Genomic DNA, 24,448 nt, shown 5'->3' on the forward strand with positions numbered 1-24,448 from the left:
CATGGTCTATGTCACCGCCCCAGCTCCAGGGCCCCCTGGACGGGGTCCCCTCCCCGCTCCGCGACGCCGGAACGACCGCTTCCGGCCTGGGCGGGGGCCGCCGTTGCGAGACAGGCGGGCATCGGTACGCCATGGTCCGGACGGACGGGCAGGAATCTCCCCGAGCCTGTGTCCAGGACATACGCCTGCGCCTCTGCCACGTGGAAATACATTCCATGCAGCGCCAGCCCGCCCTCCGCCACCCGCCGTGCCACACAGGCGTGCTCCATCAGATGGTCGAGCTGCTGCCTCACATTGACCAGCGCCAGCCGCTCCACATCGTCGGCGATCGGCCGGCTCGACAGGGCGACCTCGCCGCGCCCCAGTCGACCGATCCGCTCCATCCGCGCCAGCGCCGGTCTCCCGTGGCGCAGCCAGCGCTCCAGCGGCGTCGTGTCCCCGCCGGCGGACGCCCCGGCCCCGGGCTGGGACGGCGCTCGGGTCGGCGCCGATGAGCCGAGCAGCGCATGCATCGCACCGCATCCGGAGTGCCCGCACACCGTGATGCTCCTGACCTTCAGCACCTCCACCGCATAATCGATCGCCGCGCCCACCGAGTCACAGGAGCCATCGGCGCCCGATGGTGGCACCAGATTGCCGACATTGCGCACGGTGAACAGGTCGCCGGGGCCACTGGAGGTGATCATGCTGGTGACCAGGCGGGAGTCGGCGCAGGTGAGGAACAGCTGGCTGGGCCGCTGGCCCTCCCGCGCCAGCCGGGCCAGCTCGTCGCGGACCAGCGGTGCCGTATGGCGCTGGAACGCGCTCACCCCGCCGAGCAACTGACCGCCTGCGTGCCCGTCGACGCCCGCGGCCGCCGGGGCGGGACGGGTGCAGTGGTGATCACGCCAAGGTGTCCACGGCCGGCAGGCCCGGGCGCCGCCCGCCTCCGCGATCCGCCGAGTCGGCCGTCCATCGGCCGCCGCCCGGCCGGAGCCCGAGGGCCGGCGGAGCACCGTGAGCAGAGCGACCGTGAGGAGGGTGACCGCGAGGACCGCGGCGGCGACCGTGAGCCCGGTTCTGAGCGAGGCGCCGCAGGCCAATGCGATGCCCAGTGAGGCCGGGGCGACGACCAGGGAGAGAGGGGCGGTGAACGGGAAGAGGATGGCCGAGGTGGAGAGATCTCCGCGTCTGTGGCGGGAGACCCGGTGGATCCGGTCCAAGAGCTTCAACATTCCCGTCTCCTCCGGGGCTTCGGTCGCGGATAGGGGCGCGGCCGTGGGTCACGGTGTACTGCAGTATGAATCCCAAGCGTTAGTAAATGAATCGTAATGCTGAGTAAAGTCACTGGGAAGTCTTTTGGGAGGAAGTGGGCTGTTATTCCATCTATAGGGTGAATAGTCATTTAAAACGCCTTGTCATCCTCTGTCTTTTCCTCGGTCCGTGCGAGGTTGGCTCCCATCCGGCCGGATCTCCTGGACACGGCACGACGCGAGGGACGAGGTGGCGGAATGAGGGCCAGAAGAAACGTCACTGCACTGCTGGCCACGGTGGTGGCGCTCTCCATGCCGGTCGGCTGCTCAGGAGACTCCGCCCAGACCCATGGACCGGGCGGCACCGCGGGCCCGCGGCACGACAGGGACGGCCCTCAGAAGGGCCCTGGGGCGCCGAACCACCCTGACAAGGCCCCGAAGGCGGTACGGCTCATCGGCGACGGATCGACCTCCGACACCGGCCCGCAGCCCCATCAGCCGAAGGCCGAGCGGCTTGAACCGGGCGAGAGACCACCGCAGTTCGTCGTCTTCTCCTGGGACGGTGCCGGGCAGGACAAACAGAAGCTGTTCTCCCACTTCCGTGCGGTCGGCAGGAAGTACGGCGCGACGATGACGTACTTCCTCAGCGGTGTGTACCTGCTGCCCGCGGAGAAGCGGTACCTCTACGATCCGCCCAGGCATCGGCGCGGCGCCTCGTCCATCGGCTTCAACGACGTCAAGGGCATCAAGGCCACGGTGGAGCAGCTCCGCGGCGCCTGGCTGGACGGCAATGAGATCGGCACCCACTTCAACGGTCACTTCTGCGGACGCAAGCGCGGAGTCGGCACCTGGTCGGCACGGCAGTGGACCAGCGAGATCCAGCAGGCCGAGTCGTTCGTCGAGAACTGGAAGACCAATTCCGGTCTGGAGCATGAGAAACCGCTCCCCTTCGACTACGGCAAGGAACTCATCGGCGGCCGTGCGCCCTGTCTGGAAGGGCAGAAGAAGCTGATCCGGGCAGCCGCGAAGCTGGGATGGCGCTATGACGCGAGCTCGCCCGGCGGGCTGCAGATCTGGCCCCGCAAGATCCACAGGATCTGGGACTTCCCGCTGCAGCAGATCCCCGTACCGGGCCGTTCGTTCGAGACGCTCTCCATTGACTACAACTTCCTCGCCAACAAGCCGCGTAAGAAGGAGGGCAAGCGACCCAAGCGTTCCACCTGGGGCCGTCCGATGCGCGACGGCCTGCTCGCCGCCTTCGACCGGGCGTACGAGGGCAACCGGGCGCCACTGTTCATCGGCAACCACTTCGAGTCCTGGAACGGCGGAACGTATATGCGCGCCGTGGAGGACGTCATCAAGGAGGTCTGTCCGCGCAAGGGAGTGCGCTGCGTCTCCTTCAAGCAGCTGGCCGACTGGCTGGACGCGCAGAACCCCCGCGTCCTCGAGAAGCTGCGGGTGCTGGACGTCGGGAGGCGGCCGCCGGGCGGCTGGAAGAGCTACCTGGCCGCCGAGCCGGGCGTGCCTGGGAAATACGCCTCGGAGGGGAAGCACGCCTCGGAGGGGAAGCACATGGATCAGCACGCGGGCGAGCGCAGGCGGACGTCCGACCGCGAACCTGCGCATGAACGGACGTCCGAGCGACACACGCATACGGCTAAGCGGGAGCGGGAGTAGCCGCCGAACCCTCCTCCGGCGCGAACTCCCGCAGCGCGAAGGCGGGGTCGACCTGGGCGGCCAGATCGGCACCCGTCTTCGCGTTCCCCCAGCTCTGCGCGTTCTTCAGGTGGAAGTGCACCATCTGACGGGTGTACCGCTGCCAGTCGCGCCGCTCGTACGTGGCGTCCACCGCGTCCCGCAGAGTCCGCAGCGCGTCGCGGTTCGTCTCCTCAAGCTCCTCGAACCGGGACGCACGACCCTTCTCCATCGCCCTGACCCAGTCGGAGTGGCCGAACGCGACCAGGAGGTCATCGCCCACCTCCGCGCGGAGGAAGTCCAGGTCGTCCGGGCCCTGCACCTTGTTGCCGACCACCCGGAGCGCCACATCGAAGTCGCGGGCGTACTCCTTGTACTGGCGGTAGACGGAGACGCCCTTACGCGTGGGCTCGGCCACCAGGAACGTCATGTCGAAGCGGGTGAAGAGGCCCGAGGCGAAGGAGTCGCTGCCCGCCGTCATGTCGACGACGATGAACTCGCCGGGCCCGTCGACGAGATGGTTCAGGCACAGCTCGATCGCGCCGACCTTGGAGTGGTAGCAGGCGACGCCGAGATCGGATTCGGTGAAGGGGCCGGTCGCCATCAGCCGCACCGCCCCGTCGTCGAGCCGCAGGGTGTGGGCGCATGCCTGGTAGACGGGGTTGTCCTCGCCGATCCGCAGCAGCCGTGACCCCTCGCCCGGCGGAGTGGTTTTGATCATGGTCTCGGTGGAGGCGATGCGGGGGTTCGTGCCGCGCAAGTAGTCCTTGATCAGCGGGAGATGGGCGCCCATGGCGGGCAGTGCGGCGGCCTCCGCCTCGTCGAGTCCGAGCGCCACGCCCAGATGCTGGTTGATATCGGCGTCGACGGCGACGACAGGGGCGTGGGCGGCGGCGAGATGGCGGATGAACAGCGACGACAGCGTGGTCTTGCCGCTTCCACCCTTGCCTACGAAAGCGATCTTCATGTTCACCTAGCGTAGGTGAGTGATCGCGGACCATGCGGGATTTACGTGAAGAACACCACTCCAACGAGGGGTGCCCGGTGTGGGGTGCGTAGTGTCGTACTCATGAGTACGTCAGCTGATCCGCTCGCCGCCCTGGCCGCGCTGCCCGGTGTGGTCGAGTCCGTGAACGCCGTACGGAAGGCGGTGGACCGGGTCTACGGACACCGGGTGATGCGCCGCCGCAGCAATGAGGTCACCTCCGAGGCGGCGTTGCGCGGGGCGCGCGGCTCCGCCGCGCTGGCCGGTGCGGACTGGGCGCTGGAAGAGGTGCGTCGGCGCACCGACTTCGGGGCCGAAGGGGAGCCGCGCACGGTGGGGGCGGCGCTGCGGCTGACCGCCGAGGCGGGGCAGTTGCTGAGCATCTGGCGTCAGTCGCCGCTGCGCGTTCTGGCCCGGCTGCATCTGGTCGCGGCGGGCGGGGCGGAGGGCGACGAGGGGGTCGGACGCCCCCGGCAGTCGGGTGAGCCGGTGGACGAGCCGCTGATCGGGTCGGATCTGCCGCTGCCGGACGCGGACGAGGTGGCGGGGCGCCTCGATGGGTTGGCTCGGCTGCTGCTCACGGGCAGCGAGGCTCCGGCGCTGGTGACGGCGGCGGTGGTGCATGGCGAACTGCTCGCCCTGCGGCCTTTTGTCTCCCGCAATGGTCTGGTGGCGCGCGCGGCCGAACGGATCGTGCTGGTCGGCAGCGGCCTCGATCCGAAGTCGATCTGCCCGGCCGAGGTGGGGTACGCGGAGCTGGGCGCGGCGCCGTACATGGCGGCGTTGGAGGGCTATGCGTCCGGGACGCCGGAGGGCATGGCGGTGTGGATCGCACACTGCGGACGGGCGGTTGAGCTCGGGGTGCGGGAGTCCACGGCGGTCTGCGAGGCCCTGCAGCGCGGGGCGGCCTGACGCCGGAAGAGCGGGCCGATGCCGGAAGGGCGGTCTGAGGCCGGAACGGCGGTCTGGGGCTGGACAAGAGTGGAGGCTGGGCGAAAGCGGCCTGACGCCTGACAAGAGTTGCGGCGGTACCCGTGGGCACCGCCGCTGGCACAGCTACCGGGTTACCATGCGTGCAATCTCATTCGCCCATCAGGTCGGGAACTTATGCCCGTCACCTGGTGCGGCTGGCCCGTAATCGACGGGTCGACGTCGCGTGGGTGCTCAGCATCTGTGCTCGGTCCGTGGGGCCTTGGCGTCTGAGGGTTTCCTCTCGGATACCCCTGGTCTCGCGGGCCGTCGATTCCTTTGTACTCCTGCGAGAGGTCAAGCGGAACCCCTCACCGCAGATCTTTGCTATTACTCCTAAACGCGGGCATAAAGGGCGCGGCGCCGATTGGTGTACCACACCAGCCCGGCGGTGGCTGCGGCCGCGCCGATGGCCGCCGCCACGGCGAGCACCGGGCGGGGCGGCATGGAGAGCGAGGGCCTGCGCTGCTTCAGTCGGACCGGGCGGTTGAAGGAGAGCACCGGCCAGCCGCGGGCCGCCGCCTCGCGCCGCAGCGCCCGGTCCGGGTTGACCGCATGAGGGTGGCCGACCGACTCCAGCATCGGGAGATCGGTCGCCGAATCGCTGTAGGCGTAACAGCGTGACAAGTCGTAGCCCTCCGACTCCGCCAACTCGGCGATCGCCTCCGCCTTCGTCGGGCCGTAGGCGTAGTACTCCACCTCTCCGGTGAAGACTCCGTCCTCGACGACCATGCGGGTGGCCACCACACGGTCCGCGCCCAGAAGCTCGCCGATCGGCTCGACCACCTCCGCCCCGGAGGTGCTCACGATCACTACATCGCGGCCGGCGATGTGGTGCTCCTCGATGAGCGAGGCGGCCTCGTCGTAGATGATGGGGTCGATCAGATCGTGCAAGGTCTCGGCGACGATCTCCTTCACCTGCTGGACATTCCATCCGCGGCACAGCGCCGAGAGGTATGCGCGCATCCGTTCCATCTGGTCGTGATCGGCGCCGCCGGCGAGGAAGACGAACTGCGCATAGGCAGTACGCAGTACAGCGCGGCGGTTGATCAGACCACCCTGGTAGAAGGACTTGCTGAAGGTGAACGCGCTTGACTTCGCAATGACCGTCTTGTCCAGGTCAAAGAAGGCGGCTGTCCGGGGCAAGGAGTGGTTTTCCACGACGCCGAGCATAGGGCCCACCATTCGGCGTAAGCTCAGGCGCGTGGGTTTGCCTGAGAAGGCTCTCGGGTACACCATGGAAGTCACGGATCGTTCGCGACCGTGCTAACCCGGCCCGACTCCTCCCCCCCCGAGTCGGCCGTGGGGACGACCCCCGCTCTCCCCCCCGGCGGGGGTCGTCGCATGTCCGGACGCATTTTCGGCGTTCTCACGAGATCTTGATCCCCTCCCTCGGGCCCGTGTGGCCCCGCCTCTCCACAGCTTGAGCGGTAACCGTACGTAATCGCTAGGCTGCTCTCCGGAAGTCACTGCTTTAGGTGACTGGGATATTCACAAGTGATGAGTTGTCCACAGTTTTGGACCAAGATCCCCAAGATTTTCTGGATCGCAGCACGGTGATTCTCCGCGGTGCTCGCACTCGCTGTTCGCGGGAGTGAGAGCGCGTAACGGATATGGGAGGGGATCGTGACTGCATCCATCACACCGGAACGCCCTTCGGCGGCCGAAGGACAACGGGGCAGACCGCTCATCGTCACCGAGGACGAGGGACTTCTCGACGATCTGCTGCGGCTGTGCGCGGCGGCCGGAGCCGAACCGGAAGTGGCACATGGCGCGCTCACTCGCCGGGGCAGTTGGGAGGCCGCACCGCTGATTCTGGTCGGCGACGATTCGGCCGCCCGGCTGTGCGACCGGGCCCGCAGAGAAGGGGTGTTGCTCATCGGGCGCGATCTGGACGACCACGGCATCTGGCGGCGGGCGGTGGCGCTCGGCGCGGACAACGTGGCGTTCCTGCCCGATGCCGAGACCTGGCTGGTGGACCGGATCGCCGATGTCGCCGAGGGCGTGGGCCGGCAGGCCCTGACCATCGGGGTCATCGGCGGCCGCGGCGGTGCGGGCGCCTCCACCCTCGCGTGCGCCCTGGCGGTCACCGCGGCCCGCTCCGGCCGGCGCACCATGCTGATCGACGGCGATCCGCTGGGCGGCGGGCTCGATGTGCTGCTCGGCGGCGAGGGCGCGCAGGGCCTGAGATGGCCTGCCTTCGCCGAGTCGCGGGGGCGGGTCGCCGGAAGCGCTCTGGAGGAGTCGCTGCCCGAGCTGCACTCGCTGCGGGTGCTCAGCTGGGACCGCGGCGATTCGGTCGTCATCCCGCCGTCCGCGATGCGGGCGGTGCTGGCCGCGGCCAGGCGGCGCGGCGGGGTCGTGGTGGTGGATCTGCCGCGCCGCGTCGACGACGCGGCGGCCGAGGCCCTGGCCCAGATCGACCTCGGGCTGCTGGTCGTCCCGGCGGAGCTGCGAGCGGTCGCGGCCGCCCACCGGGTGGCGTCCACGGTGGGCATGGTGCTGCGGGACCTGCGCGCGGTGGTGCGGGGCCCGTGCGGGCCGGAGCTCGGCGACGAGGAGATCGCGGGGCTGCTCGGGCTGCCGCTGGCCGGTCAGCTGCCACCGGAGCCCGGTCTGACGGACGCGTTCGAGGGCGGGGAGCCCCCGGGTGGCAGCCCCCGCGGACCGCTCGGCCGGTTCTGCGCCGAGTTCTGGGCGCGTGCCCTCGCCGACGAGGGAGGTGTCACCGCATGAGCGTCGTATCGCCGGATCTGCTGGACGCGGTGCGGCTGCGGCTCGCCGGGAGCGGCGCGGAGCCCACGCCCGCCCGGGTGGCGGCGGCCCTGCGTGAGGAGGGGCGGCTGCTCGGCGACACCGAGGTGCTCGGTGTGGTGGAGGCGCTGCGCTCGGAGCTGGTCGGCACCGGGCCCCTGGAGCCGTTGCTGGCCGCCCCCGATGTCACGGACGTCCTGGTCACCGCCCCCGATGAGGTGTGGGTGGACCGGGGTTCGGGGCTGGAGCGCACGGCCGTCACCTTCGTGGACGCGGCCGCCGTGCGCAGGCTCGCGCAGCGGCTCGCCGCGGTGGCCGGGCGGCGGCTGGATGACGCCCGGCCGTGGGTGGACGCCCGGCTGCCGGATGGGACCCGGCTGCATGCGGTGCTCCCTCCGGTCGCGGTCGGCGCGACCTGTTTGTCGCTGCGAGTCGTGCGCTCCCGGGCGTTCTCCCTCGCGGAGCTGGAGGCGGCCGGGACGGTGCCGCCGGGCGGCGCGCATCTGCTGCGGGCCATGCTGGACGCCCGGCTGTCCTACCTGATCAGCGGCGGCACCGGATCGGGCAAGACAACGCTGCTGAGCACCCTGCTGGGGCTGGTCGGCCCGCAGGAGCGAATCGTCCTCGCCGAGGACTCGGCTGAGCTCCGGCCCGACCACCCGCATGTGGTCCGGCTGGAGACCCGCCCTGCCAACCAGGAGGGCCGAGGCCAGGTCACCCTGCGGGATCTGGTGCGGCAGGCGCTGCGGATGCGCCCCGACCGGCTGGTGGTCGGGGAGGTGAGAGGCGCCGAGGTCACCGATCTGCTGGGGGCCTTGAACACCGGCCATGAGGGCGGCTGTGGCACCGTCCACGCCAATACGGCGGCCGACGTTCCCGCGCGGCTGGAGGCGCTCGGCTCGACCGCGGGTCTGGACCGGGCCGCGCTGCACAGCCAGTTGGCGGCGGCGCTGTCGGTCCTGGTCCATCTGGTGCGGGACCGCGGCGGGCGGCGCAGGATCGCCGAGCTGCATGTGCTGGACCGGGACCGGGCGGGCTTCGTCACGACCGTCCCAGCGGCCGTCTGGGGCCCGGAGGGCTTCGAACGGGCGGCGGGCTGGCAGCGGCTCCAGCGGCTGTGCGCACGGGGCGGAGGAGCGGCATGACGGGCGCGGGAGCGGACCAGGGTGCGCTGACGCTGTGCGCCGCGATGCTGTGCGCGGGGGCGGCCGTATGGCTGCTCGCCGGGCGGGACCGGGAGCTGCGCCGGGTGAGGCTGTTGTTCGCGGGCGGCGGACCCGTCGAGCCGGCGGGGCCCGATCCGGTGCGGCGGCTGTCCGAGACGGCCGCCTGGCTGCGGGAGCGCTGGCGGGTCGGGTACGGCGGGCGGATGGGGCGTGAGTTGCTGTGTCTGCCGGTCGGATGTGTGATCGCGCTGCTGGGCGCGTCGGTTCTGCCGCTGCTCGGGGCGGTGGTGGCCACGCCGGTCGTCGGCCGGTGGCTGCGGTCCCGGCGGCGCGAGCGGGACCGTGTGCGGCGCGCCGCCGGGGTGATCGACCTCTGTGCCACCGTGGCGGGCGAGCTGCGGGCCGGGCGGCATCCCGGCGAGGCGTTGCTGGCGGTGGACCCGGGGCACCTGAGGGAGCGTTGGGGGCTGGTGACGGCCGCGGCGCGGTTCGGCGGTGAAGTGCCGGACGCGCTGCGGAGGGTGGCCCGGCTGCCGGGTGCCGAGGGGCTGAGTGGGGTCGCGGCCTGCTGGCAGGTGGCGGTCGACGAGGGAGCGGGGCTGGCGGCGGGGCTCGACCGGGTGGCGGCGGCGCTGCGCGCCGAGCGGGACCAGCGGGACAGCCTGGACGCCAAGCTGGCGGGGGCCAAGGCCACCGCCGTCGCACTGGCGGTGCTGCCCGTCGTCGGGCTGGTGCTGGGCGGGCTGCTGGGCTCCAACCCACTGCATGAGCTGCTGCACACCCCGGCCGGGCTGAGCTGCCTGCTGGTGGGCGGCCTGCTGGAGTGGGCGGGCCTGGTGTGGACCGGCCGGATGGTGCGGGCGGCGCGTGAGCCGGGGCGGCCGGTGGCCGATGAGCGCTGAGGTTGTCCACAGCCTGGGGATTTCGCTGTCCGTCTTGGCGGCGGTCCTGTGCACGGTGATGGCGATGGTCGAGGCCCATCGGGAGCGGGGCGCCCGACGACGGCTGGCGGTGCTGCTTCGGGGCACGAGGGTCCGGCGGCGGAGACGGGCCCGGCCGTGGCGGCGCCGGCGCGCCGGGGCCACTGAGGGCGCGTTGCCCCTCTGGGCCGCGCCGTGCGGCGCTGTGACGATCGCCGTCGTCCTCGTCGGGGGGCCGCCGGGGTGGGTGCTGGGGCTCACCGCGGCCTGCGGCCTCTGGTGGTGGCAGCGGTACCGCCGGGCCACCGCTGGGCGCTCCGGTCGTGACCGGCACATCGAGGCCCTCGCCGCGCGCCAAATTCCGCTGGCCGCCGATCTGCTGACCGCCTGCCTGGCGGCCGGAGCGGGCCCGCGGAAGGCGGCGGAGGCGGTGGGAGGTTCGCTGGGCGGCCCGGTCGGCGAGCGGCTTGTCCAGACCGCGGCGGAGCTGCGGCTGGGAGGTGAACCGGCCCACGCCTGGGGGCGCATCGGGGCTCTGCCCGGAGCGCAGGGGCTGGCACGCGCCTTGGAACGCGCCGGTACAACGGGCGCTCCGGCGGTGGAGCCGGTGTCCCGGCTGGCGGCCGAATGCCGGGCCGAGCAGGGGCGGGCGGCGATGAAACGGGCCGACCGCACCGGTGTGCTGGTCAACGCACCGCTCGCGGGCTGCTTCCTCCCCGCGTTCCTGCTGGTCGGCCTGGCCCCGGTGATGATCGGGCTGGCCCGCGGCCTGATGGGCGACGGCCCCTGAACACCGACGAGACCACCAATCACACCAGCACCAATCAGACCAGCGAACGACAGCGGCACGACAACAGCACGACGAACGATGAACCGCGGTCAGTGACACCGCGGACAGGGCAAGGGGGGCCGACATGGTGAAGCAGTGGTGGGCACGGCGGTACGCGGCGGCACGTGCGAAGTCCGAGGCAGGCATGGCCACCGCCGAGTACGCGATGGGAACGATCGCGGCATGCGGTTTCGCCGCGGTGCTCTACAAGGTGGTGACCAGCGGGACCGTCAGCGGTGCGCTGCAGTCGGTCATCGGACGGGCGCTCGATGCGCAGTTCTGAGGCGCCGGGGATGGTCGAGCGGACGCGCCCGCGCGCCAGGAGCGGTGTGCGGGGCGTCCCAAGGGCCCGGGGCTTGGCAAGGCTCCGGGGCGCCCCGAGGGCCCAGGGCGTCCCAAGGACCCCGAGACTCCCAAGGACCCACGGCGTCCCGAGGGCCCGAGGCGTCCTAGGACCCCGGAGTGCCCTAAGGACCCAGCGCACTGGGCGGGACAGCGGCTTCGTCACGGCGGAGACGGCCGTCGCGCTGCCGGTGCTGGCGCTGTTCGCCCTGATGTTGATCTGGGGGCTGATGGCTGCGGCCGCGCAGCTTCAGTGCGTGGACGCGGCGAGGGCCGGGGCGAGGGCGGCGGCGCGTTCGGAGCCGAGGGCGGACGCGATGGCCGCCGCCCGCTCGGCCGCACCCGATGGAGCGCGGGTCGAGCTGTGGCAGGAGGGAGACCTGGTGCGGGTGCGGGTCCGGACCCATGCCGCCGGTCCCGGTCCGCTGGCGGTGAATCTGCGCGGCGAGGCGGCCGCGCTCGCCGAGGACACGGTGGGCGAGGTGGACGCGGGTGGTGCGGCCCGGGAGGCGGTCCCGTGAGCAGGGCGGACGACCGGGGGTCGGCCACCGTCTGGACCGCGCTGGCCGCGGCGGCCCTGTGCGCGGTGTTCGCGGCCGTACTGGCGGCCGGGCAGGCCATGGTGGCGCGCCATCGGGCGGGCGGAGCCGCCGATCTGGCGGCGCTCGCGGCGGCGGACCACGGCCTGGAGGGGGCTCGTACGGCTTGCGGTCTCGCCCGGCGGGTGGCCTCCGCTCAGGGGGCGCGCGTGGTGCGATGCGCCCTGAGCGGTGAGATCGCGGATCTCACGGCGGAGGTGCGCACCGGCCCGTTCACTCTCCGGGCCAGGGCACGGGCGGGGCCCGCGGGCACTCCTGTCACCGCACTGCCGTCGACACCAGGCGGCGGGGAGTGCTCACTCGGCGGCCGGCGGCTGCTCCGGGGCCCCGGCGAGCAGGGTCGTCAGCAGGCGGATGGCGGCCTTCTTGTCCAGCGGGTCGTTGCCGTTGCCGCACTTGGGCGACTGGATGCAGGACGGGCATCCCGCCTCGCACTCGCAGGCGGCGATCGCCTCGCGGGTGGCCGCCAGCCAGCGGGCGGCCGTGTGGAAGGCGCGCTCGGCGAAGCCCGCGCCACCCGGATGCCCGTCGTACACGAAGACGGTCGGCAGCAGCGTGTCGGGGTGCAGCGGGACGGACACCCCGCCGATGTCCCAGCGGTCACAGGTGGCGAAGAGCGGCAGGATGCCGATCGAGGCGTGCTCCGCGGCGTGCAGGGCGCCGCCGAGGGCCTGGGGGTGCACCCGGGCCTCCTCGAGCTGGTCGTCGGTGACCGTCCACCACACGGCCCGGGTGCGCAGGGTGCGCGGCGGAAGGTCGAGCTTGGACTCGCCGAGGACCTCACCGGTGATCAGCTTGCGGCGCAGAAAGGAGACGACCTGGTTGGTGACCTCGACCGAGCCGAAGCACAGCCGCGCGTCCCCCCAGGGGATCTCGGTGGTGGTCTCCAGGATGGAGATCGCCGTGGTGTCGCGGGCCGTGGTCGAGTAGGGCGGAGCGGCCTCCTCCACCAAGGCGACCGAGTCGTCGAGGTCGAGCTGCCTGACGAGATAGCTCCGGCCCTGATGCAGGTGGACGGCGCCCTCGTGGACGGTGGTGTGGGCCGCCGCGGCGTCCACGGTGCCCAGCAGCCGCCCGGTCGCCGCCTCCACGACCTGGACCGGGCTGCCGCCCGCCCCGCGGATGTCGGTGAGGTCGGCGGCGCGCTCACGGCGGGTCCAGTGCCAGGCGGTCGCCCGGCGCCGCAGCAGCTTGCGCTGCTCCAACTGCGGCATCAGCTCCTCGGTGGCGGGGCCGAAGAGCTCCAGGTCCGGCTCGGTGAGCGGAAGCTCCGCCGCGGCCGCGCACAGGTGCGGCGCGAGGACGTAGGGGTTGTCCGGGTCCAGGACGGTGGACTCCACCGGCTGCCGGAAGAGAGCGTCCGGATGGTGGACGAGATAGGTGTCCAGCGGGTCGTCCCTGGCGACCAGGATCGCCAGGGCCCCTTCGCCGGTGCGCCCGGCCCGCCCCGCCTGCTGCCACAGGGAGGCGCGGGTGCCGGGGTAGCCCGCCACGACCACGGCGTCCAGCCCGGCGATGTCCATCCCCAGCTCCAGGGCGGTGGTGGCGGCGAGCCCCAGCAGCTCACCGGAGTGCAGGGCCCTCTCCAGGGCGCGGCGCTCCTCGGGGAGATAGCCGCCGCGATAGGCGGCGATCCGGTCCGGCAGCGAGCGGTCCACCTCGGCGAGCCGCTCCTGGGCGATGAGCGCGATGAGCTCCGCGCCCCGCCGGGAGCGCACGAAGGTGACCGTACGGACGCCCTGGACGGCCAGGTCGGTGAGCAGGTCCGCGGACTCGGCCGTGGCCGTGCGGCGCACCGGGGCGCCCTGCTCGCCGTGGAGCTCGGTCAGCGGCGGCTCCCAGAGGGCGAAGACGACCTCGCCGCGCGGCGAGCCGTCCTCGGTGATCTCCACGACGGGCACGCCGGTCAGCCGGTTAGCAGCGACCGCCGGATCGGAGGCGGTGGCCGACGCGAGCAGGAACACGGGAGAGGAGCCGTAGCGGGCGCAGACGCGGCGCAGCCTGCGCAGCACCTGGGCCACATGGGAGCCGAAGACACCCCGGTAGGTGTGGCATTCGTCGATCACCACATAGCGCAGTGCGCGCAGGAAGGAGGACCATCTGGGGTGGCCGGGCAGGATGCCGCGGTGGAGCATGTCGGGGTTGGTGAGCACATAGTTCGCGTACTGACGCACCCACTCGCGCTCCTCCACGGGCGTGTCGCCGTCGTAGACCGCCGCCCGGACGCCGGTGCCCAGCGGGGCGGTGAAGCCGGCCACCGCGCGGCGCTGGTCGGCGGCCAGCGCCTTGGTGGGGGAGAGGTACAGGGCGGTCGTCCCCCGGCCGTTGGGCTCCTCCGAGCCATCCAGCAGGGTGCTGAGGACGGGGGCCAGATAGGCGAGGGACTTGCCGGAGGCGGTTCCGGTGGCCACGACCACGGATTCCCCGCGCAGCGCGTGTTCGGCCGTACGCGCCTGGTGGGCCCACGGGCGCTCGATGCCGGCCGCGCGAATGGCGTTGATCACCTCCGGCCGGATCGCCGAGGGCCAGTCGGCATGGGTTCCCGGGCGCGGGGGCAAGTGCTCCGTATGAGTGATGCGCGCGCCCCGGCCCGCCCCGGTGCTCAGCCGACCGAGGACGGCCCGGGGTGAGGGGCGTATGCCCGCCTGCCGCGGGATTTGGTCGTGGGCCATCGACACCGAGTGTGTCACTGGTCTGACGGACAATGGTCTCAAGGCGTCGTGCACGCCTGCTGGTAAGTGATTGAATGCCATCGCGGCTGCCGATCCATGGGGGGCGACCGCTCGATGCAAGGTGCTGGAGGATCCGTGGACCTGTCCCTGTCGACTCGGACCGTCGACGACCGCACGGTCGTCGAGGTCGGTGGCGAGATTGATGTATACACCGCGCCCAAGCTGCGCGAGCAGCTGGTTGAGCTTGTCAACGACGGCAACTACCACCTGGTCGTCGACATGGAGGGCGTCGACTTTCTCGACTCCACCGGACTCGGCGTGCTCGTCGGCGGGCTCAAGCGAGTGCGGGCCCACGAGGGCTCGCTGCGCCTGGTTTGCAACCAGGAGCGCATTCTGAAGATCTTCCGCATCACCGGCCTGACCAAGGTGTTCCCGATTCACACCTCGGTCGAGGACGCTGTCGCGGCGACCGACTGACAAGATCGCCGAAGGAAGACACAGAAGGGGGTTCCGGGCGGTGCACGCCCGGCCCTCCCGATAAGCACGCCCATACGCCCGAGGGGGATGGCATGGCCACCGTCGAACTCCGCTTCAGCGCGCTGCCTGAGCACGTCAGGACCGCTCGTCTTGTCGCGGCCGCCGTGGCGCGTCGGGCGGGGGTGGATGAGGCCGTGCTCGACGAGGTGCGGCTCGCGGTCGGCGAGGCTTGCACGCGTGCGGTCGGGCTCCACCTGAGCAATGGGGTGGAGGCACCGGTGCGGGTGACGCTGACCGAGGAGGAGAAGAAGTTCTCCATCGAGGTCGGTGACGAATCCCCGACCTCGGCGGCCCTGGCGTCCGGCTCCCATCCGGAGATGGACGACGAGGCCGAGGGCGAGGACGAGATGGGTCTCGCCGTCATCAGCGGGCTCGTCGACGATGTCGAGGTGACGAGCAGCGAGTCCGGTGGAGTGATCCGGATGAGCTGGCCGACGTCACCCCAGCCTCTGGTGTCCTAGCCCCCACCGCGCCGGGTCCTGCCCCACTGGGGCTGCTGGGTCCTGCTCGCAGTGGGCTGTGTCCCTGCTCCCGTTGGTGGGGTCCTGCTCGCAGTGGGCTGACTCCTGCTCCCGTTGGCTCGGGTCCTGCCCCATGCGGCTGCGTCCTGCTCTCGTCGGTTCGGGCGCTGCTCGCGCCGGGCTGAGTCCTGTTCGCACACAGCAGGCCCTCTCCCGGGGCGGGGAGCGGGCCTTGCTCGTCCTGATCGCCGAAGCTGGGTCCCTCGTGAGGGTCATCTGTCCGTCATCCCTCACCCGACTCGCAGGACCCGCTGGAACCCACCGGACCGGCCGTTTCATGATCGTCGGTCCGGCTGTTGGCATGCCCGCGCCCGGTCGGCCGCATGGTCCCGGCGCACCTCTCGGCGCGCGCTATTTCGATCTCTGGCTTAGGCTCTGAACAGCGCTTTTCTCGGCGATGCGCGACTGCCGCTAGATCATCTATATAGATCATTTGTAGAGATCATTTTACATCCGTCAGTGAATTGTCGACCTTCCTTCTTCCGAAGGAATTCATACCGCCAAACCAATTGATCTTCGCTGGTGCGGGCGAATTCCCATTCCGGCGCCCTGTTTTGATCGTGTGACGCTCCCTACAATCCGTCCACATCTCGAGCTCAGGACGCCTGAGCGCGGCGGCTCTTCTGCAGTCGCAGAACTGCTGCGCGCCCATGTGCCAAACGTCAAGGAGGACGAATGGCGGGGCCTCTCACCCCTCATCAGCTGGACCTCACCCCAACCCTGGCCGCCGCGGAGCTGACCGACGACAACCGTGTGATCGTGCTGGTGATCGCCGCCGTCGCGATCGCGGCGCTCGCGGTCGCGGTGGTGCTGGTACGACAAGTCCTCGCGGCGGGCGAGGGCACGGACAGTATGAAGAAGATCGCCGAGGCCGTTCAGGAAGGCGCCAATGCCTATCTGGCCCGGCAACTGCGCACCCTCGGCGGATTCGCCGTGGTGGTGTTCTTCCTGCTCATGCTGTTGCCGGCGGACGACTGGCGGCAGCGCATCGGGCGTTCGGTGTTCTTTCTGATCGGTGCGGCATTCTCGGCGGCCACCGGCTATATCGGGATGTGGCTCGCGGTGCGCAGCAATGTGCGTGTCGCCGCCGCCGCCCGTGAGGCCACCCCCGAGCCCCCCACCACACCCGTCAATGGCGATTCGGCCGCTTCCGCACCCGGTAAGCCGAGCGTGGATCTCACGGCCGTCTCGCACAAGGCGATGAAGATCGCTTTCCGTACCGGCGGTGTGGTGGGCATGTTCACCGTGGGCCTCGGACTGCTGGGCGCCTCCTGCGTGGTGCTGGTCTACGCGGCCGACGCGCCCAAGGTGCTGGAGGGCTTCGGACTCGGCGCCGCGCTGATCGCGATGTTCATGAGGGTCGGCGGTGGCATCTTCACCAAGGCCGCCGACGTCGGCGCCGACCTAGTCGGCAAGGTCGAGAAGGGCATCCCCGAGGACGACCCGCGCAACGCCGCCACCATCGCGGACAACGTTGGCGACAACGTCGGTGACTGCGCCGGTATGGCCGCCGACCTCTTCGAGTCGTACGCCGTCACCCTGGTCGCCGCGCTGATCCTCGGCAAGGCGGCCTTCGGCGACGCCGGGCTGGCCTTCCCGCTGCTCGTCCCGGCCATCGGCGTGGTCACCGCCATGATCGGGATCTTCGCCGTGGCTCCGCGCCGCGCCGACCGCAGCGGAATGAGCGCCATCAACCGCGGCTTCTTCATCTCGGCCGTGATCTCGATGGCGCTGGTGGCGGTCGCGGTCTTCACCTATCTGCCGTCCAGCTACGCGGATCTCGACGGCGTCACCAGCCGCGAGATCCTCGGCCACAGCGGTGACCCGCGGGTCCTCGCGCTCATCGCCGTCGCCATCGGCATCGTGCTGGCCGCGCTCATCCAGCAGCTCACGGGCTACTTCACCGAGACCACCCGGCGTCCCGTGCGGGACGTCGGCAAGACCTCGCTGACCGGCCCGGCCACGGTGGTGCTCTCCGGTATCTCGCTCGGTCTGGAGTCGGCCGTCTACTCGGCGGTGCTGATCGGGCTGAGCGTCTACGGCGCCTTCCTGCTCGGCGGCACCTCGATCATGCTGGCGCTGTTCGCCGTCGCGCTCGCCGGCACCGGCCTGCTCACCACGGTCGGTGTGATCGTCGCCATGGACACCTTCGGTCCGGTCTCCGACAACGCCCAGGGCATCGCCGAGATGTCCGGCGATGTCGAGGGCGCGGGCGCGCAGGTGCTCACCGACCTCGACGCGGTCGGCAACACCACCAAGGCGATCACCAAGGGCATCGCGATCGCGACGGCGGTGCTCGCCGCGGCCGCGCTCTTCGGCTCGTATCGCGACGCCATCGCGGAGGCCGTGAACGATGTGCACACCTCCGTGGCCGGGGAGATGAATCTGAGCCTGGACATCTCGCAGCCCAACAACCTCGTGGGACTCGTCCTCGGCGCCGCCGTCGTCTTCCTCTTCTCCGGGCTGGCGATCAACGCGGTGTCGCGGTCGGCCGGAGCGGTGGTCTTCGAGGTGCGGCGGCAGTTCCGCGAGAAGCCCGGGATCATGAACTACAGCGAGCAGCCCGAGTACGGCCGGGTCGTCGACATCTGCACCAAGGACGCGCTGCGCGAGCTGGCCACACCGGGTCTGCTCGCCGTCCTGGCGCCGATCGCCGTCGGCTTCACCTTCGGGGTCGGCGCGCTCGGCTCGTTCCTGGCGGGCGCGATCGGCACCGGCACGCTGATGGCCGTGTTCCTCGCCAACTCCGGCGGCGCCTGGGACAACGCCAAGAAGCTGGTCGAGGACGGTCATCACGGCGGTAAGGGGAGCGAGGCGCATGCCGCGACGGTGATCGGCGACACGGTCGGCGATCCCTTCAAGGACACCGCGGGCCCCGCGATCAACCCGCTGCTGAAGGTGATGAACCTGGTGGCGCTGCTGATCGCGCCCGCGGTGGTGAAGTTCTCCTACGGGGACAACGCCAGCCCTGGGCTGCGTGCGGTCGTCGCCGGGCTCGCCGTCGTGATCATCGTGGCGTCGGTCTACATCTCCAAGCGGCGCGGAATCGTCGTAGGTGACGAAGACAACTCCGAGCGCGTGGCGAAGTCGGCCGACGCGGCGGTGGTGTCCTAGCCCCGGGAGGGGCCAGGGGGCCGGGAAAGCCCCTGCGACATGCGGGCGGGCGATGTGCGACAGCACATCGTCCGCCCGTGTCCCTGTCCGGGGTGTCCCGTCCGCTCGATGAGGCCATGTCCACAACGAGCGGGGTGCAAATGGCTGCAAAAGGATCCATACGGGGCGCTCGCCGGGTGGGTCTCGCCGGATGGACGTGTATGTTCCGGGGCCGAGAGCCATGGAAGGGACCAATCCGGTGAACAAGAAGCTTGTGGCTGCACTGTCCGGCGGTGCGGCACTCGTACTGGCGCTGACCGGCTGCGGGGGCGGCGATGACGACAAGAAGGTCAACGACTGGGCCAAGTCGGTCTGTGACGAGGTGCAGCCTCAGCTGAAGAAGATTCAGGGCGCCAACACCGCGATCCAGGGTGCGGCCGACGAGCAGGACTCCAAGAAGCTGCAGCAGACGGACTCCAAGGCGTTCCAGGAGATCTCCGAGTCCTACGGGGCACTCGCCAAGGCCGTGAACAAGGCGGGCCCCCCGCCCGTCGACGGCGGCGACAAGACCCAGCAGCAGGCGGTCAAGGAGCTCAACGCCACCTCAGGGGCGTACACGAAGCTGAAGACGTCCGTCGACAAGCTGGACACCTCGGACAAGTCCAAGTTCGCCCAGGGGCTCAAGGGCGTCGCCGACGAGCTCGACAAGCTCAGCAAGTCGGGAGACCAGGCCCTGCAGAAGCTGCAGGAGGGAAAGGTCGGCTCGGCGATGGCCAAGCAGTCCGGCTGCCAGAAGCCGAAGACGACCGGCGGCGCCACGACGCAGTCCTGACGGGATGCCCAGGGCTGTCCAGGACGGCCCCGGTTCTGCCCCCAGGGGGCAACGCCGTCGCCTCGCGCCCCCTTTGTCGGCTCGTCAGCCTGGCCGACGCGGGCGATGTCGTTCCGATGCCGACCGGCGTCGCCCGCTGTCGGTCATTGCCCCGACAATGGGGGCGTGAGTACGCACCAGCCTCCGTTCCGCCTTCCCGTCGCCGACCCTGAGCGCACCGCCCGCCTTCGTGAGGCGCTGTCGGCCGCCTCATTCACCGCCGATGGTCTGCTGGATCTGCTCGGCTCGTCCGCCTACGCGGCCCTGGCGCGCGGCGAGACCGTCCCGGCGCTGCGCGCCACCCGGGGCGAGAGCAGCCCGCTGGAGACCCTGGTGCGGCTCTTTCTGCTGCAGCGGCCCGTGGCGTACGGGCGGGCGGCCGCGGCCCTGCCGGCCGAGGACTGCCTCGCCGACGGCTGGCTGGTGCGCGAGGGCGACGAGGTGCGCGCGAGTGTGGATGTGCGGCCTTACGGCGGCCCCGAGGGCCAGGACTGGTGGATCGTCTCCGACCTGGGCTGCGCGGTCGGCGGCGCCGGAGGGATCGGTGGCCCGGGCGGCGCGCGCGGCCGTGAGGACCGCTCCCGGCTCGTCCTCGGGGTCGGCGGCGCGTCCACGACGCTCGCCGGTCTCACCGTGCCCGCGCCCGTGGGCCGGGTCCTCGACCTCGGCACCGGCTCCGGTATCCAGGCGCTGCACGCGGGCCGCCACGCCACCCGCGTCACTGCCACGGACCGCAATCCGCGCGCCCTGGCGATCGCCCGGCTGACCCTCGCCCTGTCCGGGGCGCCGGAGCCGGATCTGCGGGAGGGATCGCTGTTCGAGCCGGTCCGGGACGAGACGTACGACCTGATCGTCTCCAACCCGCCCTTTGTGATCTCCCCCCGCTCCCCGGAGGGCAGCGAGCTGGTCTACCGGGAGGGCGGGATGTCCGGGGACGACCTGTGCCGCACCCTCGTCCAGGAGTCCGCCGGGCACCTCGCCGACGGCGGCTGGTGTCAGCTGCTGGCGAACTGGCAGCACGTCGAGGGGGAGGACTGGCGCGAGCGGGTGGCCTCCTGGATCCCGTCCGGCTGTGACGCGTGGATCGTGCAGCGCGAGGTGCAGGACGTCAGCCAGTACACCGAGCTGTGGCTGCGCGACGCCGGTGAGCATCTGGCCGGCCCCGAGGCGTACGCGGCGCGCTACGACGCGTGGCTGGACGAATTCGAGGCGCGGAAGACCAAGGCCGTCGGCTTCGGCTGGATCACCCTGCGCAAGTCCGGAGCCGACCGGCCCTCGGTGACCGTGGAGCAGTGGCCCCATCCGGTCGAGCAGCCGCTGGGGGGCGAGGCCATGGCCCACTTCGACCGGCAGGACTTCCTGCGCACGCATGACGACGCGGCGCTGCTGACCGCCCGCTTCCGGCTGGCGGACGAGGTCGTCCAGGAGCAGGTGGGCCCGCCCGGGGCCGAGGACCCCGAGCATGTGGTGCTCAGGCAGTACCGGGGCATGCGGCGCGCGACGACGGTGGACACGGTCGGGGCGGGCTTCGCGGGTGTGTGCGACGGCACACTGAGCGCGGGCCGGATCCTGGACGCCATCGCCCAGCTGCTCGGGGAGGACCAAGTGGTGCTGCGCGACAGCACCCCGCAGTCCATCCGGCTCCTGATCGAGCAGGGTTTTCTGCGGCCGGTCGATGACGACGGCATAGAGGCGCGATAGAGCGCGCCGGGCGGGTGCTGGGGGCGTACGCCGGTGGTACAGCGCCCTCCCGCGCGCCCCGTATGGCAGAAAGCTGCCGCCGGAGCGCGGAAGAGGCCACTCGGGGCAGGCGCGGACGGACGCAGATAGGCGCAGACGGGCGGTTCGCGGCGGATACGCGGGCATCGGGCCGGGATGGGCGCCGACGGCGTACGGACGGGCCGCACGAGGCGACCCGCGCTGTTCACCCGGGGTTCGCGCTCACGCCTCCCGTGCGTGCCACGCTCCCGTCATGGAGAGCGGACCTGCGATCTTCGCCGGAACGGCATTCGTGTTGTTCGGCGCCGCGCTGCTGCTGTGGACGGCGGCGCGCCTGAGGCTGCGCGCACCGGTGGCACATGGTGTGAGTCCTGTCGCTTCCGCGGCGCTCTCCCTTTTCTTCGGCGTCGCCGCCCTTGGCGGCGGAATCTGGTGCCTCGGTTACGCCTGACAGGGCCTTCCGCGCTGCCTCGTGCCGGTCCGGGCGGCAGACAGGTCGGTTGTCGGGTTACCGTTCGAGTGGCGTTGCGGGCTTTTTCCGTTTGACACGGGGGCGGGATGTACCGTCACACTCCGCAGCGTCACCGTAGAGGGAGGCCGTGTGAGCGTTACCCACACGGCACTGCCCGTTCACCGAGCGTCGACCGGAGAGAAGAGCCAAGTTGTCCCCGACCACCAGCGAGACCGCACAGGGCGGCCGCCGACTCGTCATCGTCGAGTCGCCTGCCAAGGCGAAGACGATTAAGGGCTACCTCGGCCCGGGCTACGTGGTCGAGGCCAGCGTCGGGCACATCCGGGACCTGCCGAACGGTGCGGCCGAGGTCCCCGACAAGTACACCGGCGAGGTCCGGCGGCTCGGCGTGGACGTCGAGCACGACTTCCAGCCCGTCTATGTTGTGAACTCCGACAAGAAGAGCCAGGTCAAGAAGCTCAAGGAGCTGCTCGCCGACTCCGACGAGCTCTTCCTGGCCACCGATGAGGACCGCGAGGGCGAGGCCATCGCCTGGCACCTCCAGGAGGTCCTCAAGCCCAAGGTCCCGGTGCGCCGGATGGTCTTCCACGAGATCACCAAGGACGCCATCCGGGCCGCCGTGGCCAACCCGCGCGAGCTGAACCAGCGCCTGGTCGATGCCCAGGAGACCCGCCGCATCCTCGACCGCCTCTACGGCTACGAGGTCTCGCCGGTCCTGTGGAAGAAGGTCATGCGCGGTCTGTCCGCGGGCCGGGTCCAGTCCGTCGCCACCCGTCTCGTCGTCGAGCGCGAGCGCGAGCGCATCGCCTTCCGCTCCGCCGAGTACTGGGACCTCACCGGCACCTTCGCCACCGGCCGGGCCGGTGACGTCAGCGACCCCGGCACCCTTGGTGCCCGCCTTACGGCCGTCGACGGCCTCCGGGTCGCCCAGGGGCGCGATTTCACCTCGCTCGGGCAGCTCAAGGACGGCGTCAACGTCCTGCAGCTGGACGAGGCCGGCGCCCGCTCCCTGGCCACGGCTCTCGCCGACACCGCCTTCACGGTGCGCTCGGTCGAGTCCAAGCCGTACCGCCGCTCGCCGTACGCGCCGTTCCGTACGACGACCCTGCAGCAGGAGGCCAGCCGCAAGCTGGGCTTCGGGGCCAAGGCCACCATGCAGGTCGCGCAGAAGCTGTATGAGAACGGCTACATCACCTATATGCGTACGGACTCCACCGTCCTGTCGGACACGGCGGTCACGGCGGCCCGGGCGCAGGTCACGCAGCTGTACGGCGCCGACTATCTGCCCGACAAGCCGCGCACCTATGCGGGCAAGGTCAAGAACGCCCAGGAGGCGCACGAGGCCATCCGCCCCTCGGGAGACCGCTTCCGCACCCCGGCGGAGACCGGCCTTACGGGCGACCAGTTCCGGCTCTACGAGCTGATCTGGAAGCGGACCGTCGCCTCCCAGATGAAGGACGCGATCGGCAACTCGGTCACCGTCAAGATCGCCGGGCAGGCGAGCGACGGCCGGGACGCCGAGTTCTCCGCCTCCGGTAAGACGATCACCTTCCACGGCTTCATGAAGGCCTACGTGGAGGGCGCCGACGACCCGAACGCCGAGCTCGACGACCGCGAGCGCCGGCTGCCGCAGGTCACCGAGGGCGACCGGCTCACCGCCGAGGAGATCACCGCCGACGGCCACGCGACCAAGCCCCCGGCCCGCTACACCGAGGCGTCGCTGGTCAAGGAGCTCGAAGAGCGCGAGATCGGCCGCCCCTCGACCTACGCCACGATCCTGGGCACCATCCTCGACCGCGGCTATGTCTTCAAGAAGGGCACCGCGCTCGTGCCCTCCTTCCTGAGCTTCGCCGTGGTCAACCTGCTGGAGAAGCACTTCGGCCGGCTGGTCGACTACGACTTCACCGCCAAGATGGAGGACGATCTCGACCGCATCGCGCGCGGCGAGGCCGAGGCCGTGCCGTGGCTGAAGCGCTTCTACTTCGGCGAGGGCGCGCAGGCCGGCGCAGCCGAGGCCGGGAACGGCGACGGCGACCACCTCGGCGGCCTCAAGGAGCTGGTCACCGACCTGGGCGCGATCGATGCCCGGGAGATCTCGTCCTTCCCCGTGGGCGACGGCATCGTGCTGCGCGTCGGCCGCTACGGGCCGTACGTCGAGCGCCCGACGGAGATCGAGGGCGGCACCGGCCGGCGCGCCGACGTCCCCGACGACATGCCGCCGGACGAGCTGACCGTGGCGTACGCGGAGGAGCTGTTCGCCAAGCCGAGCGGTGAGTTCGAGCTGGGCCCCGACCCCGAGACCGGTCGCCTGATCGTGGCCAAGGACGGCCGCTACGGCCCGTACGTCACCGAGGTGCTCCCCGAGGACACTCCCAAGAGCGGTAAGAACGCCGTCAAGCCGCGCACCGCGTCCCTCCTCAAGTCGATGTCCCTGGACACGGTGACCCTGGAGGACGCGCTCAAGCTGATGTCGCTGCCGCGTGTGGTCGGCGCCGACCCCGAGGGTGTGGAGATCACCGCGCAGAACGGCCGCTACGGCCCGTACCTGAAGAAGGGCACGGACTCGCGGTCGCTGGAGAGCGAGGAGCAGCTCTTCACCATCACGCTCGAGCAGGCGCTGGCGATCTACGCCCAGCCCAAGCAGCGTGGCCGGGCAGCGGCCAAGCCGCCGCTGAAGGAGCTGGGCACCGACCCGGTCAGCGAGCGGCCCGTGGTGGTGAAGGACGGCCGCTTCGGCCCGTACGTCACGGACGGCGAGACCAACGCGACGCTGCGCCGCGACGACGACGTGGAGACCATCACGCCCGAGCGCGGCTTCGAGCTGCTCGCCGAGAAGCGCGCCAAGGGCCCGGCCAAGAAGACCGCCAAGAAGACGGCGGCGAAGAAGACCGCGGCCAAGAAGACGACGGCGACCAAGACGGCCGCCAAGAAGACCGCGGCGAAGAAGACGACTGCCAAGAAGACGACCGCGAAGACCGCCGCCAAGAAGACGGCAGCGGCCAAGAAGTCGTCGGCCAACGCCGAGTAGGAAAGCGGAGCAAGGCGGAGCAATCCCCGCGCCATCCACGGCTC

The 24,448-nt window shown here is 71.0% G+C and carries 17 protein-coding genes and 3 pseudogenes; 16 read left to right on the forward strand and 4 right to left on the reverse strand.

Annotated elements, in window-relative coordinates; all coding sequences use genetic code 11:
- Positions 1-11: 11 nt before the first annotated feature.
- Positions 12-971 (reverse strand): annotated as a pseudogene (locus J5X86_RS03125) (carbonic anhydrase); the annotation flags it as partial.
- A 519-nt stretch (positions 972-1,490) separates the two neighbouring features.
- Between J5X86_RS03125 and J5X86_RS03130 the strand changes: the two are divergent.
- On the forward strand, positions 1,491-2,909 hold the full coding sequence (locus tag J5X86_RS03130; RefSeq protein WP_208515249.1) for a hypothetical protein: 1,419 nt from the start codon (positions 1,491-1,493) through the stop codon (positions 2,907-2,909).
- On the opposite strand, the gene J5X86_RS03135 is transcribed toward J5X86_RS03130, so the two are convergent.
- Complete coding sequence (locus tag J5X86_RS03135) at positions 2,890-3,894, reverse strand: ATP-binding protein (RefSeq protein WP_208515250.1); 1,005 nt, start codon at positions 3,892-3,894, stop codon at positions 2,890-2,892. The genes J5X86_RS03130 and J5X86_RS03135 overlap by 20 nt on opposite strands.
- A gap of 102 nt (positions 3,895-3,996) precedes the next feature.
- Between J5X86_RS03135 and J5X86_RS03140 the strand changes: the two genes are divergently transcribed.
- On the forward strand, positions 3,997-4,824 hold the full coding sequence (locus J5X86_RS03140; RefSeq protein WP_208515251.1) for an oxidoreductase: 828 nt from the start codon (positions 3,997-3,999) through the stop codon (positions 4,822-4,824).
- Between the two features lie 393 nt (positions 4,825-5,217).
- On the opposite strand, the gene J5X86_RS03145 is transcribed toward J5X86_RS03140, so the two are convergent.
- Entirely contained in the window at positions 5,218-6,054 is an 837-nt protein-coding gene (locus tag J5X86_RS03145; RefSeq protein ID WP_208515252.1) for an HAD family phosphatase, read from the reverse strand.
- A gap of 453 nt (positions 6,055-6,507) precedes the next feature.
- Here J5X86_RS03145 and ssd point away from each other — a divergent pair, with 453 nt between their 5' ends.
- The 7 genes and pseudogenes from ssd to J5X86_RS03185 form a co-directional block, all read left to right on the forward strand.
- Entirely contained in the window at positions 6,508-7,617 is a 1,110-nt protein-coding gene (gene ssd, locus J5X86_RS03150; protein WP_208515253.1) for a septum site-determining protein Ssd, read from the forward strand.
- Positions 7,614-8,780: a TadA family conjugal transfer-associated ATPase gene (locus tag J5X86_RS03155; protein ID WP_208515254.1), complete on the forward strand. Its 1,167-nt coding sequence runs from the start codon at positions 7,614-7,616 to the stop codon at positions 8,778-8,780. The genes ssd and J5X86_RS03155 overlap by 4 nt, the downstream gene beginning before the upstream one ends.
- On the forward strand, positions 8,777-9,703 hold the full coding sequence (locus tag J5X86_RS03160) for a type II secretion system F family protein (RefSeq protein WP_208515255.1): 927 nt from the start codon (positions 8,777-8,779) through the stop codon (positions 9,701-9,703). The genes J5X86_RS03155 and J5X86_RS03160 overlap by 4 nt, the downstream gene beginning before the upstream one ends.
- On the forward strand, positions 9,693-10,511 hold the full coding sequence (locus J5X86_RS03165) for a type II secretion system F family protein (RefSeq protein WP_208515256.1): 819 nt from the start codon (positions 9,693-9,695) through the stop codon (positions 10,509-10,511). The genes J5X86_RS03160 and J5X86_RS03165 overlap by 11 nt, the downstream gene beginning before the upstream one ends.
- A 124-nt stretch (positions 10,512-10,635) precedes the next feature.
- Positions 10,636-10,833 (forward strand): DUF4244 domain-containing protein, encoded by a 198-nt coding sequence (locus J5X86_RS03170; protein WP_078642255.1) that lies wholly within the window; start codon positions 10,636-10,638, stop codon positions 10,831-10,833.
- 175 nt (positions 10,834-11,008) lie between these two features.
- Positions 11,009-11,413: pseudogene (locus J5X86_RS03180) on the forward strand (TadE family type IV pilus minor pilin); the annotation flags it as partial.
- A pseudogene (locus tag J5X86_RS03185) lies at positions 11,410-11,724 on the forward strand (Rv3654c family TadE-like protein); the annotation flags it as partial. The pseudogenes J5X86_RS03180 and J5X86_RS03185, both read left to right, overlap by 4 nt.
- A 63-nt stretch (positions 11,725-11,787) precedes the next feature.
- Here the strand turns inward: J5X86_RS03185 and J5X86_RS03190 are convergent.
- A complete protein-coding gene (locus J5X86_RS03190) occupies positions 11,788-14,244 on the reverse strand; it encodes a DEAD/DEAH box helicase (protein ID WP_208515257.1) in 2,457 nt (818 codons plus the stop codon).
- A gap of 54 nt (positions 14,245-14,298) precedes the next feature.
- On the opposite strand from J5X86_RS03190, the gene bldG reads away from it, so the two are divergent.
- From bldG to topA, 7 genes are all read left to right on the forward strand, one after another.
- Positions 14,299-14,640 (forward strand): anti-sigma factor antagonist BldG, encoded by a 342-nt coding sequence (bldG, locus tag J5X86_RS03195; protein WP_014061729.1) that lies wholly within the window; start codon positions 14,299-14,301, stop codon positions 14,638-14,640.
- A gap of 92 nt (positions 14,641-14,732) precedes the next feature.
- A complete protein-coding gene (locus J5X86_RS03200; RefSeq protein WP_078642254.1) occupies positions 14,733-15,161 on the forward strand; it encodes an ATP-binding protein in 429 nt (142 codons plus the stop codon).
- Between the two features lie 735 nt (positions 15,162-15,896).
- Positions 15,897-18,335, forward strand: a complete 2,439-nt coding sequence (locus tag J5X86_RS03205; protein ID WP_208515258.1) for a sodium-translocating pyrophosphatase — start codon at positions 15,897-15,899, stop codon at positions 18,333-18,335.
- A 238-nt stretch (positions 18,336-18,573) separates the two neighbouring features.
- A complete protein-coding gene (locus tag J5X86_RS03210) occupies positions 18,574-19,146 on the forward strand; it encodes a small secreted protein (protein ID WP_308124432.1) in 573 nt (190 codons plus the stop codon).
- A gap of 165 nt (positions 19,147-19,311) precedes the next feature.
- Complete coding sequence (locus J5X86_RS03215) at positions 19,312-20,886, forward strand: class I SAM-dependent methyltransferase (RefSeq protein WP_208515260.1); 1,575 nt, start codon at positions 19,312-19,314, stop codon at positions 20,884-20,886.
- A 271-nt stretch (positions 20,887-21,157) separates the two neighbouring features.
- Complete coding sequence (locus J5X86_RS03220) at positions 21,158-21,355, forward strand: hypothetical protein (protein WP_078642250.1); 198 nt, start codon at positions 21,158-21,160, stop codon at positions 21,353-21,355.
- A gap of 211 nt (positions 21,356-21,566) precedes the next feature.
- A complete protein-coding gene (gene topA, locus J5X86_RS03225; protein ID WP_208515261.1) occupies positions 21,567-24,404 on the forward strand; it encodes a type I DNA topoisomerase in 2,838 nt (945 codons plus the stop codon).
- The last annotated feature ends 44 nt before the right edge of the window (positions 24,405-24,448 follow it).

Origin of the sequence: Streptomyces sp. NEAU-YJ-81, from assembly GCF_017592595.1 — a bacterium.
In the GTDB taxonomy this organism is placed as follows: Bacteria; Actinomycetota; Actinomycetes; order Streptomycetales; family Streptomycetaceae; genus Streptomyces; species Streptomyces hygroscopicus_B.

Coding starts and splice junctions, on each gene's coding strand:
- J5X86_RS03190 (WP_208515257.1), bottom strand. CDS start 14,244: ATGGCATTCAATCACTTACCAGCAGGCGTGCACGACGCCTTGAGACCA.
- J5X86_RS03220 (WP_078642250.1), top strand. CDS start 21,158: ATGGAGAGCGGACCTGCGATCTTCGCCGGAACGGCATTCGTGTTGTTC.
- J5X86_RS03145 (WP_208515252.1), bottom strand. CDS start 6,054: ATGCTCGGCGTCGTGGAAAACCACTCCTTGCCCCGGACAGCCGCCTTC.
- J5X86_RS03205 (WP_208515258.1), top strand. CDS start 15,897: ATGGCGGGGCCTCTCACCCCTCATCAGCTGGACCTCACCCCAACCCTG.
- J5X86_RS03130 (WP_208515249.1), top strand. CDS start 1,491: ATGAGGGCCAGAAGAAACGTCACTGCACTGCTGGCCACGGTGGTGGCG.
- J5X86_RS03165 (WP_208515256.1), top strand. CDS start 9,693: ATGAGCGCTGAGGTTGTCCACAGCCTGGGGATTTCGCTGTCCGTCTTG.
- J5X86_RS03135 (WP_208515250.1), bottom strand. CDS start 3,894: ATGAAGATCGCTTTCGTAGGCAAGGGTGGAAGCGGCAAGACCACGCTG.
- J5X86_RS03160 (WP_208515255.1), top strand. CDS start 8,777: ATGACGGGCGCGGGAGCGGACCAGGGTGCGCTGACGCTGTGCGCCGCG.
- J5X86_RS03170 (WP_078642255.1), top strand. CDS start 10,636: ATGGTGAAGCAGTGGTGGGCACGGCGGTACGCGGCGGCACGTGCGAAG.
- J5X86_RS03155 (WP_208515254.1), top strand. CDS start 7,614: ATGAGCGTCGTATCGCCGGATCTGCTGGACGCGGTGCGGCTGCGGCTC.
- J5X86_RS03140 (WP_208515251.1), top strand. CDS start 3,997: ATGAGTACGTCAGCTGATCCGCTCGCCGCCCTGGCCGCGCTGCCCGGT.
- J5X86_RS03200 (WP_078642254.1), top strand. CDS start 14,733: ATGGCCACCGTCGAACTCCGCTTCAGCGCGCTGCCTGAGCACGTCAGG.